Source organism: Nocardioides immobilis (genome assembly GCF_003515065.1).
GTDB classification, from domain to species: domain Bacteria; phylum Actinomycetota; class Actinomycetes; order Propionibacteriales; family Nocardioidaceae; genus Nocardioides; species Nocardioides immobilis.
Genome location: NZ_QXGH01000010.1, coordinates 49,673 through 63,198 on the forward strand (window position 1 = coordinate 49,673; position 13,526 = coordinate 63,198).

Sequence of the window (13,526 nt, forward strand, 5' to 3'; positions counted from 1 at the left end):
CTACTTCCGCGGCGCGCGGACGCCAGCCCTCTTCGCCGGCTTCTCGGCGGTCGGCTTGGCCGGGGACTGCAGGGCGCGGACCAGGTTGAGGGCGACCTCGGTGATCTCCTCGGGGCTGTACTTGTCCTTGGGCCGGTACCACCGCGACACCCAGATGCACGAGCCCAGCAGCAACCGCGCGGTGATCACGGGGTCGGCGTCCGCGAGGGCGCCCTTCTCCATGTTGTCCTTGACGACGGAGACCCAGATCTTCTCGTACTCGCGGCTCCACTTGTGCCACCGCTCGAAGACGTCGGGCGGGAGGTCGCCGCCACCGAAGAACACCGGCATGTAGCGCCGCATCCGGATCGCGGCGTCGACCTGGAGCCGGACCAGGTTGAGTAGCTGCTCCGCGGGATCGTCGATCTCCTTGACGGTGGCCCGGGCGTTGCGGGTGAGCTCGCCCGTGCTGCGCTCGAACAGGATGCCGATCAGGTGTTCCTTGGTCGGGACGGTGCGGTAGAGCGTCGCCCTGCTGACGGACAGCTTCTCCGCGGTGTCGAGGATCGACACCGCCTCGAGACCGCCCTCGGCGAAGAGCTCGGCGACGGCGTCAGCCACGGCATCGGGGTCGATGTCGAGGCGGGGGCGTCCTCGCGGACGAGTCTTCTTCGGCGTCGGTTCTGCGGTCATGGGTGTCTCCCTGGCAGCTGTGCGCGGGTGCCGCTCGTCGCGGCTCTCGGCTCCAGATTACCGACGCCTTCTCTCATAATCCGTGTGGCGTCGTCGCCGTGTCCGGCACCATCATTATCGATGATCCAGTCTCATAAGTCTTGTATTGAGACGAGTATTCTCATAACCTGCTCCCATGAGCGTGACAGTGGCGGCGGAGATCGCGGTGGAGAACCCGGCGGACGGGAGCGTCGTCGGCACGGTCCCCGAGATGACGGCCGAGGACGTGGCTAGCCTTGCCGCGCGTCTGCGAGAGGCGCAGCCCGCCTGGGAGGCGCTGGGGCCGGACGGACGGAAGAAGCACCTGCTCGCGTGGCTGGACTGGATCGTGGACAACCGCGAGCGGATCCTCGGCCTGGTCCACCGCGAGGCCGGCAAGAGCTGGGGCGATGCCCAGATCGAGCTCCTCGTGGCCGTCGAGGTGATCAACTACTGCGCGAAGAACGGTGCGAGCTTCCTGGCGGAGGAGACCCCGGCGCCGCACAACGTCTCCGCCATGACGAAGAAGCTGCGACTGATCCGGCGTCCGCACCAGCTCGTAGGCATCATCACTCCGTGGAACTACCCGTTGGCGATGCCGATGATGGACGTGCCCGGCGCCCTCATGGCGGGCGCGGCCGTCCTCACGAAACCCTCGGAGGTCACGCCTCTGGCGTGGGCGGAGGTCGTGCGCGGTTGGAACGAGGAGATCGGCGCGCCGCCGGTCCTGGGTGTCGCGACCGGGCTGGGAGACGCGGGTGCTGCGGTCGTCGAGCAGGTCGACATGATCCAGTTCACCGGATCCACCGAGACCGGGCGCCGGGTCGGGATCCGTGCGGCCGAGCGACTCATCCCGGCGAGCCTGGAGCTCGGCGGCAAGGACGCGATGATCGTCCTCGACGACGCCGACCTCGACCGCGCCGCGCGCGGCGCCGTGTGGGGCGGGCTGTTCAACGCCGGTCAGTCCTGCGTGGCTGTCGAGCGCGTCTACGTCCAGGAGGCCGTGTACGACGACTTCGTCGCCCGTCTCGTCGACAACGTGGAGCGCCTGCGCGTCGGCCATGACGAGCAGGGCTCCTTCGGCACGGACTACGGCGCCATGGCCAACGAGAAGCAGCTGGCCATCGTGGAGCGCCACGTCGCCGACGCGGTCGCGAAGGGCGCGACTGTCCTGACCGGCGGCAAGCGGCGCAGCAAGGGCTTGTTCTTCCCGCCGACGGTCCTCGTCGACGTCGATCACACCATGCTCGCGATGACGGAGGAGACCTTCGGACCGCTGCTGCCGGTGATGAAGGTCGCCGACGAGGACGAGGCGGTCCGGCTGGCCAACGACTCGCCGTACGGGCTCGCCGGCAGCGTCTGGACCAAGGACGCCGAACGCGGGCTCAGCGTCGGCCGCCAGGTCGAGACCGGCGGCATGAACGTCAACAACGCGATGACGAACGTCTTCCAGTTCCCCCTGCCGATGGGCGGTTGGAAGTCGTCGGGACTCGGTCACCGCTTCGGAGGCGCCAACAGCATCCGGAAGTACTGCCGGCAGCAGGCCTTCGTGAGCGAGCGCGTCGACCTGAAGCGCGAGCTCCACTGGTACCCGTACACCCCGCTCAAGGCGGCCGTGACCGACAAGGCGCTCCGGCTGCTCGGCATGCACGACTGGCGACGCCGGCTCGGGCGCCGGGTCAGGTCGTCACCGGAGGTGCGCCGCCCGGCGCCGCCTCGCGCGACTCGTCAAGTGAACCCCCTTGATCAGGAGAATGAGATGAACGACACCGCCGTCCGCCCGCTTCACGCCGCCACGGTTCCGGAGGCCTTCCAGAGGACCGTCGCCCAGTACGGCGACAAGCTCGCCCTGCGCAGCATCGACGGGTCGGTGAAGCTGACGTGGTCCGAGATGGGCGACCGGGTCCGGAGCATCGCCGCCGGTCTGGCCGGCGCCGGGCTCGGCGCCGGGGACACGATCGCGATCATGCTGCCCAACACCCCGGAGTGTCACCTGGTCGACTTCGGCGCCGTGCACCTGGGCGCGGTGCCGTTCGCAATCTTCAACAGCTCGCCGGCCGAGCAGATCGCCCACCAGCTCGCCAACGCCGACGCACGACTGGTCGTCACCGAGCAAGCCTTCCTGCCCAAGGTGCTCGAGGCGGTCGCATCGCTCGACGGCCAGGTGGAGCAGGTCATCCTGGTCGACGGTGCCGGCGACGTCGACGGCACCGTCAGCCTCGCGACGGTCGAGGCCGCGCCGGCCGAGGGCTTCGACTTCGAGGCGGCGTGGCGAGCTGTCGGGCCCGACGACCTGGTCACCCTCATCTACACGTCCGGCACGACGGGTCCGCCGAAGGGCGCGCAGTGGACGCACCGCACGGTGATGGCCGAGCAGAGGGCGCTCGACGCCGCGCTGCCGATGCCCACGGACGGGATCATCTCGTTCCTCCCCATGGCTCACGCCGGCGGCCGGATCACCGCGCACTACATGGCTCTGGGGTACGGCGCGACGATCACCGCCTGCCCGGACATGAAGGAGGTGCCGATCGCACTGGGGACCGCGCACCCCGATGCGTTCTTCTCGGTCCCCCGGCTGTGGGAGAAGCTGCAGGTCGCGATCGAGGGCATGATCGCCGCGCAGCCCGACGAACAGCGCGCTGAGCTCGAGGAGGTCGTGGAAGTCGGTCTGGCGCGGGTCCGCGCGGTCGAGGCCGGCAGCGGTGTCCCGACAGCCGAGGCCGCCGAGCTCGTCGAGCGCCACGAGGCGATCCTCCCGAGGCTGGCGCCGTTCCTGGGCAGGCTGGGACTCGACAACCTCAAGGCGGCGTTCGTCGGTGGCGCGCCGTCGAGCCCCGAGCTCTCCCAGTTCTTCCGCGCCGTCGGCGTCCCGATGCTCGAGGCCTACGGCCTCACTGAGGGCTCGCTCAACGTCTTCAACCGCGTCGACGACTACAAGACAGGCACCGCCGGCAAGCCGCTCCCGGGCGTCGAGGTCCGCCTCGCCGATGACGGCGAGCTGCTCTGCCGCGGCGAGCTCAACTTCGCCGGCTACCGCAAGCAGCCGGAGGCGACGGCAGACGCTCTCGACAGCGACGGCTGGCTGCACACCGGCGACATCGCGTCGATCGACGAGGAAGGCTTCATCGCCATCGTCGACCGCAAGAAGGAGATCATCATCAGCTCGGCGGGCAAGAACATGTCGCCCGCCAACATCGAGTCCGCGGTCCGGGGCGAGAGCTCCCTCATCGGTCAGGTCGTCGCGATCGGCGATGCGCGGAAGTACGTGACCGCGCTGATCACGCTCGACCCCGAGGCGGCACCGGTGCACGCGAAGCGACTGGGCCTCGAGGGCCTCTCGCTCGAGGAGCTGGTGGAGTCGCCGGCGTTGCTGGCCGAAGTCGAAGCGATCGTCGACCGCGCCAACCAGCGCCTCCACGGCAACGAGCAGATCAAGAAGTTCGCCGTGCTCGGGTCGGCGTGGCTGCCCGACTCCGACGAGCTGACGCCGACGGCCAAGCTCAAGCGGCGGATCATCCACGTGAAGTACGCCGACCAGATCGAGGGGCTGTACGCCGAGTGACGACTGTTGGTGCTGCGGACCGGTTCGGGGAGGGTCCGCTCGCCGGCCTGAAGGTCGTCGAGCTCGCCGGCATCGGGCCGGGCCCCTACGCCGCCATGCTCCTCGCAGACATGGGAGCGGACGTCGTACGTATCGAGCGTCCCGGCAGGCAGGGGAGCTCGGTGCCGCCGGAGCAGGACGTGCTGCGGCGCAACCGGCGATCGGTCGTGCTGGACCTGCGCCAGCCGCGGGGGGTCGAGACCGTCCTGCGCCTGGTAGCGCAGGCGGACGTGCTGCTGGAAGGGTTCCGGCCTGGTGTCACCGAGCGCCTCGGGCTGGGTCCCGACGACTGCTGGGCAGTCAACCCGCGCCTCGTCTACGGGCGGATGACGGGCTGGGGCCAGGACGGACCGCTGGCGGCTGCCGCGGGCCACGACATCGGCTACATCGCGATCACGGGAGCGCTCCATGCGGTCGGGCGCGCCGGCGGAGCGCCGGTGCCGCCGGTCAACCTCGTCGGCGACTTCGGGGGTGGCTCGACGTTCCTCGTGATGGGCGTGCTCGCCGCGTGCTGGGAGGCCGCTCGCTCGGGTCGGGGTCAGGTGGTCGACGCCGCGATCGTCGACGGCGCCAGCTCGCTGACCGGGCTGCTGCACGGCATGATGGCCGGCGGTCTCTGGCGCGACCAGCGGGGCGTGAACATGCTCGACGGCGGCGTCCCCTGGTACGACACCTACGAGACCTCCGACGGACGCTGGATGGCGGTCGGCGCATTGGAGCCGCAGTTCTACGCCGAGCTCCTTCAGATTCTCGAGCTCGAGCCTGAGGCCGCCGACCGCTCGGACCCGCAGCGCTGGCCGGAGATCAGGCGCGCTCTCACAGATGCGTTCGCCGCGCGCACGCAGGCGGAGTGGTCAGAGCTGTTCGAGGGCACCGACGCCTGCGTCGCGCCCGTGCTGTCGCTCCGGGAGGCGGCCGACCACCCGCACCTCGCCAAGCGCTCGACCTTCGTCGAGGTGGGAGGTGTGGTGCAGCCGGCGCCCGCTCCGCGGTTCAGCCGTACGGCGTCCGCCGTACCTGAGGCGCCGCCGGCGATCGGCCGGGACACTCGTGAGGTCCTTCTCGCCTGGGGCGTCGACGAGGTGGAGGACCTGATCGCGAGCGGGGTCGCGGTCCAGGGCTGAGCCGCTACCAGAACCGCGGCTCCCGCTTCTCGACGAACGCCTGCTTCGCCTCGGCGAAGTGCGGGTGCCGCTGCGCGTGACCCTGCGCGGTCGCCTCGGCATCGACCTGCTCCGCGAGCGTGGCGGCGCCGCTGTCGCGGAGCAGGCGGCGCACCCAGCCGACCGAGGCCGGGAGGGCGGCGATCTCTGCCGCCAGGGCGGTCGCCCGCCACAGCAGGTCGTTCGGCGGCACCAGGTCGTTGACAAGGCCCCAGGCCAGCGCCTGCTCAGCCGTGATCTTCCGGCCGAGCAGCGCCATCTCGGCGGCCCGGGTCGTTCCGACGAGGCGCGGCAACAGCCACGATGCGCCCACGTCCGGGACGAGACCGACCTTGACGAAGGACATGCTGAAGGAGGCAGTCGAAGCGGCGACCCGGAGGTCGGCGTGGAGGGCGAGGGAGAGGCCGGCTCCGGCCGCGGCCCCGTTGATCGCGGCGATCATGGGCGTGCCCATCTCGGTGAGCAGGTCGACGAGCGGGACGTAGAGCCGCCGGATCACGTCCTCGGCGTCACTCGGTCCACCCTTCAGGTCCGCGCCTGCGCAGAAGGCGCGGCCCGCGCCCGTGAGCACGATCGCCCGGACGTCGTCCTCGGCCTCGAGCTTCTCGAGCAGGTCCCGCAGGTCGGCGACGAGGGCGTGGCTGAGGGCGTTGGACCGGTCCGGCCGGTTCAGCGTCACGACGGCGTAGCCGTCGCGGCGGTCGCAGAGCAGGTGGTCGTCCGGATTCATGGTGCTCCCTCGCTTTGTGGTCTCACTCTGATTGACCCTGTCGGTCGTGCCCCCTAATATAGAGACACAAAGCCTCAAAATACGAAAGGTTGGTCCAGATGGACCTCTCAGGATCCTCGGCAGTCGTCACCGGCGGCGCGTCCGGCCTCGGGCTGGCCACGGTGAAGCGGCTCCTCGAGACAGGCGTCGCTGCCGTCGTGATCGCCGACCTGCCCTCGTCCGACGGCAAGGTGGTGGCCGAGGAGCTGGGCGACCGCGTCTCCTTCGTGCCTGCCGATGTCAGGAACGTCGACGAGATGGACGCCGTCTACGACGCGGCCGAGGCGACGGCTCCGCTCCGGGCGCTGGTGCACTGCGCCGGTCGTGGGGGAGCGGTCCGCCTGGTCAACCGCGACGGGTCGCCGGGCGACCTCGAGCTCTACTCCGAGGTCGTGGGAATCAACCTGATCGGCACCTTCAACGTCCTGCGCCTGGCCGCCGCTCGGATGGCCCGCAACGAGCCGGTCGACGGTGATCGCGGCGTCTGCATCCTCACGGCGTCGGTCGCGGCGTTCGAGGGACAGATCGGCCAGATCCCCTACGCCTCGGCCAAGGCCGGGATCGTCGGGATGACGATCGTCGCCGCCCGCGACCTCGCCGGCAAGCAGATCCGGGTGTGCACGATCGCTCCGGGAACGTTCGACACGCCTCTGCTCAACCGCCTCAGTGACGAGGTCCGCGGCTCGCTCGCCAGCATCGTGCCCCACCCGAGCCGGCTCGGCCAGCCCGACGAGTACGCCAAGCTCGCGCTCGGCATCATCGACAACGGGATGCTCAACGGCGAGACCATCCGGCTGGACGGCGCGATCCGGATGTCACCACGATGAGCGACGCCGTACTGCTGGACGTCGCGGACGGGGTCGCGACGATCACGCTGAACCGTCCTGACGTCCGCAACGCGATCGACCTGCCGACCTCGCTCGCCATCGCCGAGTGCCTCGACGAGGTGGACGAGCGCCCGGACATCGCCGTGGCGGTCCTCACCGGTGCTGGCAGCACGTTCTGTGCCGGCATGGACCTGAAGGCGTTCGCGGCCACCCAGGAGCGGCCGATCCACGACCGTCGGGGTGCGTTCGGCATCGTTCGGCAGCCGTGCGAAAAGCCGCTGATCGCGGCGATCGAGGGCAAGGCGCTCGGCGGCGGTCTCGAGATCGCGCTCGCCTGTGACCTCGTGGTGGCGGCTGACAGCTCGCGGCTCGGACTGCCCGAGGTCAAGCGCGGTCTGGTCGCGGCAGCAGGCGGGGTGCTCCGGCTCCCGCGCCGGATCCCGCAGGCCGTCGCGATGGAGATGATCCTGACCGGCGAGCCGCTCACGGCCGAGCAGGCGCGGGGCTGGGGGCTCGTCAACCGGGTCGCGCCGGACGGGCAGGCGCTGGCGATCGCTCGGCAGCTCGCCGCCGCGGTCGCTGCCAATGCGCCGCTCGCCGTCCGCGCGGCGAAGCGGATCGCGCTCGATTCGGCGGACTGGGCGGCCGACGAGGCGTTCGACCGGCAGGTGGCCTACACCGACCCGGTCCGGTCGTCCTCGGACGCGGCCGAGGGAGCGCGCGCGTTCGTCGAGAAGAGAGCGCCCCGGTGGACCGGGTCCTGAGGGGCGAGGGAGCAGGGCGGCCGGCTGTGGGGAGCAGCCGGCCGCCGCACCCCACCCCGACATTTTGAGCCGATCACATTCATTGACTCGGACCCCGCTGACGGCGGGGACCGATAGGGAAGGAAATCCCGTGAGCCAAACGATCAACCGGACCGTCGACGAGGACGTCCGCGAGCGCGCGCGCCTGGCGGCGGCGCTCGAGGAAGCGAACATCCCCACCCTGCTTCTCGTCCTCGCGCACCTGACCGGTGACGACAAATGGCTCGCGGAGCCCTACCGCCCTCAACGCGGCCCCATCCTCGACGACAACGACTCGGGCTCGCTGCCCGCGCACGTCCAGGAGGAGATCCGCGCCGCCGCCTTCCGGGTGATCCTCGACTTCGAGGAGGGCCTGCTCCAGGAGCACCCGCTGTCACCCGACGACGTGACGCGCATGCTGGGCGTCGCCCTGGTGGAGGACATCCCGGAGGAGTACGGCGAGCTGCTTGCCGAAGAGCTCGGCGTACTCTCGCGCGACGTCGACGTGCCCTATCCCCGGCCGCGCGGATTTCGAGCGCTCATCATCGGCGCCGGCCTGTCCGGCATCGCGCTGGCGATCAAGCTGAAGCGGGCGGGCGTCCCGTTCACGATCGTCGAGAAGAACGACGAGGTCGGCGGCACCTGGTGGGAGAACGTCTACCCGGGCTGCGGTGTCGACACCCCGAGCCACCTCTACTCGTTCTCGTTCGAGCCGAACGGTGAGTGGAGCCGGTTCTTCGCCAAGCGGCCCGAGGTCCACCACTACCTCATGCGGCTGGTCGACAAGTACGGCATCCGCGAGCACATCATGTTCGGGCACGAGGTGGTGCGCGCCGACTTCGACGCCGAGTCGACGACCTGGAGCACCGAGGTGGTCGATCGCCAGGGCCGTCGGTCCACCATGATCGCGCCCATCCTCGCCACGGGTGTCGGCATGGTGAACAGACCCGCGATCCCGGACATCCCCGGCGCAGAGACCTTCGCGGGCCCGATCATGCACACGGCAGAGTGGGACCCGGACGTCGAGTACGCCGGCAAGACCGTCGCCGTCATCGGCACCGGCGCCAGCGCGATGCAGCTCGTCCCGTCGATCGCCGGCACCGCCGCGAAGGTGGTGGTGTTCCAGCGCTCGAAGCAGTGGGCCGTGCCCCACCCCAACTACCACCGCGACGTCCCTTCCGGCGTGCTCTACCTGATGAAGCGGCTGCCGCTCTACACACGCTGGTACCGGCTCCGGGCCTTCTGGAACTTCAGCGATCGCCTCCACTCCTCACTCCGGATCGACCCCGAGTGGCCCCACATGGACCAGTCGATCAACGAGCAGAACGAGCGCCACCGGGTGTTCCTCACGCGCTACATCAAGGAGCAGCTCGGCGACCGGACCGACCTGTACGACGCGTGCATCCCGGACTACCCGCCGTACGGCAAGCGACCCTTGCTGGACAACGGCTGGTTCCGGACCGTGCAGCGCGACGACGTCGACCTGGTGACCGAGCACGTGGAGCGGATCACTCCGGACGGTGTCCTCACCCAGGACGGCACCCTGCACGAGGCCGACATCGTCGTGTGGGCGACGGGCTTCAAGGCGCTGCAGTTCCTGTGGCCGATGGAGATCCGCGGCAAGTCCGGCAAGAGCCTCGCGGAGCAGTGGGGCCATCACGACGCTCGCGCCTACCTCGGCGTGACGGTGCCGGACTTCCCCAACCTGTTCATCCTCAACGGCCCGAACACGAACGCCGGTCACGGCGGCAGCGCGATCCTCGCCTGCGAGTTCCAGGTCCGCTACATCATGCAGGCGGTGGCGGAGCTCGCCCGCGGTGTGGACCAGCTCGAGATCGACGAGGACGTCTTCTGGACCTACAACAAGGAGCTCGACGCCGAGCTCGACAAGTGCATCTGGTCCCATCCCGGCATGACCACCTGGTACCGCAACGAGGCGGGCCGGATCGTGGTCAGCAGCCCGTGGACCTACCTGGACTCCTGGAACCGGATGCGGGAGCTCGACCTCGCCGACTACGGGGTCGGGCAGTGATCGGCCCGCGCGCTGTCGTCCGGGCGCTGGTCCTCGTCCTGCTCGCTGTCGGGATCCTCACGTTCGCCACGGTCCCGCCGGCATCGGCCGGTGGGATCCGCGACGCCAAGGTGGCGATCGCGGCCGGGCGCGGTGTCGAGGCGGCCCGGATCATCGAGCGCAACGGCTACCACACACTCCCCAGGATCCTCGGGGAGATCATCTACCGCGCCGGCGTGATCGCCGTCAGGAACGGCACGGAGGACGTCTTTCCCCAAGCCGTGGCCCGCGCGTTCGTGCGCGGCGGGGTGAGCTTCGCGACCGCGCAGAAGGCCTTCTTCCACGGCGTTGGTCTGGTCGCACGCAACGCGCCGCACGACGAGCAGCTGCTCGCCGAGCTGGGACCCGGTGGCATGGCGTTCCTGCAGACCGAGCTCGCCTATGTCCGCCGTGGGGCAGCCGGGGTGGCACCCAGTCTTCTTTTTTGAGATGTAAGCCTTCACAAAGATAGTTTGGTCGCCCTAAACTTTCTCGCGTGAGCAGGCAGCTGTGGTTGGCCGGACGAGCCGTGACCGTCGGGGCGCACGTCGCCGCCGAGAAGATCTGGACCAAGCCGCCGCGCGCAAGGACCGACGTTCCGCGCAATGGCGTCTCGCTGACCCCGGAGTGGCTGACGGCGGTCCTGTGCCGGGAGGTGCCGGGCGCCGAGGTCGTGTCGTGGCGCAGCCCGCGGGGATCGAGCGGTACGTCGGAACGCGCCGCCCTGCGTGTCGAGTACGACGCCGCGGGAGCGGCCGCCGGACTGCCGACGCAACTGTTCACGAAGTGCACCGCGAGCTTCACCCAGCGCCTCCTCCTCGGCGGCGCCGACGTCCTGGCGGGCGAGACCAGCTTCTTCATGACCTTCCGGCCCGCCGTCGAGATGGAGGCGCCGATCGGCTACTGGGGCGCGGTGGACGATCGGTCCTGGCGCAGCATCATCGTCCTGGAGGACATCGCGGAGTCCAAGGGTGCCACCTTCGTCGAGCCGACCACTCCGCTCAGTCGTGGGCAGGTCGAGGATGTCCTCCGCAACATGGCGGCCTACCACGGGGCGTGGTGGGAGTCGCCCGAGCTCAAGGTCCTCAAGACGCCTACCGACCACTACGACAACGTGGCGCAGATGCTCGACTTCGAGGGGCGCTGCAGGGTAGGGATGGACCGCGCGCGTTCGGTGATCCCGCCCGCGCTGCTCGGCCAGGCGGACCGCATGTGGCGCGGAACCCAGGTGGGACTGGCGATGTGCACCGACGAGATGCCCACCACGCTCCTGCACGGCGATCCGCACGCCGGCCAGACCTACCGCACGGCGACGGGAGCGATGGGTCTCACGGACTGGCAGGCGGTCATGCGCGGCGGCTGGTCCTACGACGTCGCGTACTTCATAGCCTCGGCCTGCGCTCCCGACGACCGCCGCGCCTGGGAGCGGGAGCTCCTCGAGCACTACCTGGAGCACCTGGCGATCGCCGGCGGAGTCGCCCCTGAGCTCGACGAGGCGATGCTCCGCTACCGTCAGTCGATGTTCTACCCCTACTCGGCGTGGGCGTTCACGATCGGCCGGGCGTGGTACCAGCCGAAGATGCAGCCGGACGAGATCAGCCTCGCCATCATCGAGCGGATCGCCACGGCGATCGACGACCTCGACTGCTTCGGCGCCCTGGGGATCTGAGGTCCCCGTGGCCGAGATCCGCCGCAGTCCCTACCGCCGGGGCGAGGCCCGTGCCGCCGTGCTCGAGCACGCTCGGACGGTCTTCTCCGAACGCGGATACCACGCCGCCAGCCTGGCCGAGGTCGCCGTGCGGGCGGATGTGTCGGAGACCCTGGTCTACCGCTACTTCGGGTCGAAGGCGGGCCTGTTCGAGGCCTCGATCATCGGTCCTGGGCGTGAGTTCGTCGACCGGTTCCTTGCGTCGTGGGAGGGCCAACAGGATGAGTCGGGGCTCGAGGAGAAGGTACGTTCGTTGGTCGTGGAGCTGCTCGGGTTCGTCCAGGCGCACCGTGGCCTGATCGTCGCGTGGGCTCTGGCTGAGAGTCAGGGGCCACGCGAGATCGCGACCGACGGGACCCATGGACAAGGAGTACGACGCCTCGCCTCCGCACTCGCCGGACGTGCTGACCCGGACGCCGAGATGGCTGTCTCCCTCGGGATGGGCGTGATCCTCGCCGTCGTCACGTTCACCGACGTGCTCTTCGCCGTCGACACCCCCAACCGGGACCCCGATCGGCTGACCGATGCGGTCACCCAGTTCGTGCTCGCGGGCCTGCTGGCCCAGCTGGGGCCCTGACCGGGCTCACGGCTCCTGGCGAAGAGCGTGCTGGGCGGCGAGCCGGCCCGGCCAACCGGTGACCCCACCGCTCGGGTGGGACGACGCGCCGGCCAGGTAGAGCCCGGCGACAGGGGTGTCGTAGCCGCCGAAGCCGCGCGCGGGGCGCAGCGGGCCAAGACGGTTGACCAGCATGTCGACGTGGAAGAACGCGCCGGCGGGTGCGGCGAAGCGGCTCTCGAAGTCCGCCGGCGTCGTGACGACGCGGTCGACCTCGGCGTCCAGGCCGTCGAGAAGCGGGTCGCCGAGCAGGTGACGGCCTCGGCGTACGGCGCCTTCGCGGTCTCCCAGCCCCCGTCCGGCCGCAGCGGCACGTTGGAGTGGAGATAGAGCACGTCGCCGCCGTCGGGAGCGATGGTCGGGTCGACTGCGGAGAGCACGGCCATGTAGACCGGGGGATCGTCGATGTTCAGGCCGACCCGCATCGCGCGACGTGGTCCTCCAGCGTCCCTGTCATGAGTGTGGCCTTGCGGACGTCGGCGTCGTCGCGGCGCGCGCGGCGCCTCTCGGCGGCCGGGAAGCCCACCCGTCCGCCGACGGCGACATCGATCTTGAAGGCGGCGACGTTGATCGAGTTCGACGGCACCATCGCCACCCGGTTGTGCTCGGCGCGGGTCAGGTGCTCGGGTGCGAGCAGCGGGCCGAACGTCACCTGCGGTGCGAGGTTCGACAGCACGCCGTGCCGGGCACGGAGCATCGTCCCGTCCTGCAGTCGTACGCCGACAGCCCGGCCATCCGCGACGACGATCTCTGCGACGGGGGAGCTCAGCCGCAGCTCGCCGCCGTGCTCCTCGAGGACCCCCTGCATCGCACGCGCCACGCCGGACATGCCACCACGTGGCCGCAGTACGCCTGGTCCGCGGTGCACGCCCGCGAAACCGAGCACGTAGGCCGCTGCCGATGGCATCGGACGGACCGATCATGCTCGACCAGTAGGCCCACAGGCCGCGCATCGCATCGGACTCGAAGGTCTCGTCGATCCACTCGAAGGCGTTCAGGGAGGCGAGCTGGCCGAGCAGTCTCCGAGTGGCCTTGTCGGGCCGGTGCCGCAGCAGGTAGCGGGCGAAGTCCCGCTTGCCCCACGCCGACGGGTGCTGGATGAACAGCTGGTCGACCAGGTCCATGATCCAGTTAACCGGTCCCTGGAGGTCGGCGTAGGTGCGAGCGTCGGCGCGGGAGAAGTACCTGATCTCCTCGACCGCGCGGCGGACGTCGTGCCACAGCAGGAGGGTCTCGCCCTCCTCGTCGATCCAGCCGTAGGGATGGTCGAGCGGGATCGTCGCGTAGCCGTGGCGGGCCAGCCCGAGCTCGGTCGCGAGC

General features: G+C 70.0%; 13 protein-coding genes. 9 read left to right on the forward strand and 4 right to left on the reverse strand.

What is annotated here, in order from left to right; all coding sequences use genetic code 11:
* A complete protein-coding gene (locus D0Z08_RS03925) occupies positions 1 to 672 on the reverse strand; it encodes a TetR/AcrR family transcriptional regulator (protein ID WP_118922898.1) in 672 nt (223 codons plus the stop codon).
* Between the two features lie 175 nt (positions 673 to 847).
* Here D0Z08_RS03925 and D0Z08_RS32550 point away from each other — a divergent pair, with 175 nt between their 5' ends.
* A complete protein-coding gene (locus tag D0Z08_RS32550; RefSeq protein WP_220454024.1) occupies positions 848 to 4,252 on the forward strand; it encodes an aldehyde dehydrogenase family protein in 3,405 nt (1,134 codons plus the stop codon).
* The gene (locus D0Z08_RS03940; protein ID WP_118922900.1) at positions 4,249 to 5,415 is read left to right on the forward strand and encodes a CaiB/BaiF CoA transferase family protein; all 1,167 of its coding nucleotides are present in this window, start codon (positions 4,249 to 4,251) and stop codon (positions 5,413 to 5,415) included. The genes D0Z08_RS32550 and D0Z08_RS03940 overlap by 4 nt, the downstream gene beginning before the upstream one ends.
* A gap of 4 nt (positions 5,416 to 5,419) precedes the next feature.
* On the opposite strand, the gene D0Z08_RS03945 is transcribed toward D0Z08_RS03940, so the two are convergent.
* Positions 5,420 to 6,184: an enoyl-CoA hydratase/isomerase family protein gene (locus D0Z08_RS03945; protein ID WP_118922902.1), complete on the reverse strand. Its 765-nt coding sequence runs from the start codon at positions 6,182 to 6,184 to the stop codon at positions 5,420 to 5,422.
* Between the two features lie 98 nt (positions 6,185 to 6,282).
* Here D0Z08_RS03945 and D0Z08_RS03950 point away from each other — a divergent pair, with 98 nt between their 5' ends.
* The 6 genes from D0Z08_RS03950 (at position 6,283) to D0Z08_RS03975 (ending at position 12,167) form a co-directional block, all read left to right on the forward strand.
* A complete protein-coding gene (locus D0Z08_RS03950; protein ID WP_118922903.1) occupies positions 6,283 to 7,050 on the forward strand; it encodes an SDR family NAD(P)-dependent oxidoreductase in 768 nt (255 codons plus the stop codon).
* Positions 7,047 to 7,814 (forward strand): crotonase/enoyl-CoA hydratase family protein, encoded by a 768-nt coding sequence (locus D0Z08_RS03955; RefSeq protein ID WP_118922904.1) that lies wholly within the window; start codon positions 7,047 to 7,049, stop codon positions 7,812 to 7,814. Before D0Z08_RS03950 ends, D0Z08_RS03955 begins: the two co-directional genes overlap by 4 nt.
* 130 nt (positions 7,815 to 7,944) lie before the next feature.
* A complete protein-coding gene (locus tag D0Z08_RS03960; protein WP_118922906.1) occupies positions 7,945 to 9,864 on the forward strand; it encodes a flavin-containing monooxygenase in 1,920 nt (639 codons plus the stop codon).
* Positions 9,861 to 10,331 carry a hypothetical protein gene (locus D0Z08_RS03965; RefSeq protein ID WP_118922908.1) on the forward strand — a complete coding sequence of 157 codons (471 nt, stop codon included), beginning with the start codon at positions 9,861 to 9,863 and terminating at the stop codon, positions 10,329 to 10,331. Before D0Z08_RS03960 ends, D0Z08_RS03965 begins: the two co-directional genes overlap by 4 nt.
* Before the next feature lie 47 nt (positions 10,332 to 10,378).
* Positions 10,379 to 11,551, forward strand: coding sequence for a protein kinase family protein (locus D0Z08_RS03970; protein ID WP_118922910.1), 1,173 nt, complete (start codon positions 10,379 to 10,381; stop codon positions 11,549 to 11,551).
* A gap of 7 nt (positions 11,552 to 11,558) precedes the next feature.
* Positions 11,559 to 12,167: a TetR/AcrR family transcriptional regulator gene (locus D0Z08_RS03975; protein WP_118922912.1), complete on the forward strand. Its 609-nt coding sequence runs from the start codon at positions 11,559 to 11,561 to the stop codon at positions 12,165 to 12,167.
* Between the two features lie 6 nt (positions 12,168 to 12,173).
* Here D0Z08_RS03975 and D0Z08_RS32555 read toward each other — a convergent pair whose 3' ends face one another.
* Positions 12,174 to 12,341 carry a hypothetical protein gene (locus D0Z08_RS32555; protein ID WP_220454025.1) on the reverse strand — a complete coding sequence of 56 codons (168 nt, stop codon included), beginning with the start codon at positions 12,339 to 12,341 and terminating at the stop codon, positions 12,174 to 12,176.
* A 6-nt stretch (positions 12,342 to 12,347) separates the two neighbouring features.
* On the opposite strand from D0Z08_RS32555, the gene D0Z08_RS32560 reads away from it, so the two are divergent.
* Entirely contained in the window at positions 12,348 to 12,536 is a 189-nt protein-coding gene (locus D0Z08_RS32560; RefSeq protein ID WP_220454026.1) for a hypothetical protein, read from the forward strand.
* A gap of 79 nt (positions 12,537 to 12,615) precedes the next feature.
* Here D0Z08_RS32560 and D0Z08_RS32565 read toward each other — a convergent pair whose 3' ends face one another.
* The gene (locus D0Z08_RS32565; RefSeq protein WP_220454027.1) at positions 12,616 to 13,113 is read right to left on the reverse strand and encodes a phytoene desaturase family protein; all 498 of its coding nucleotides are present in this window, start codon (positions 13,111 to 13,113) and stop codon (positions 12,616 to 12,618) included.
* Positions 13,114 to 13,526 lie beyond the last annotated feature (413 nt).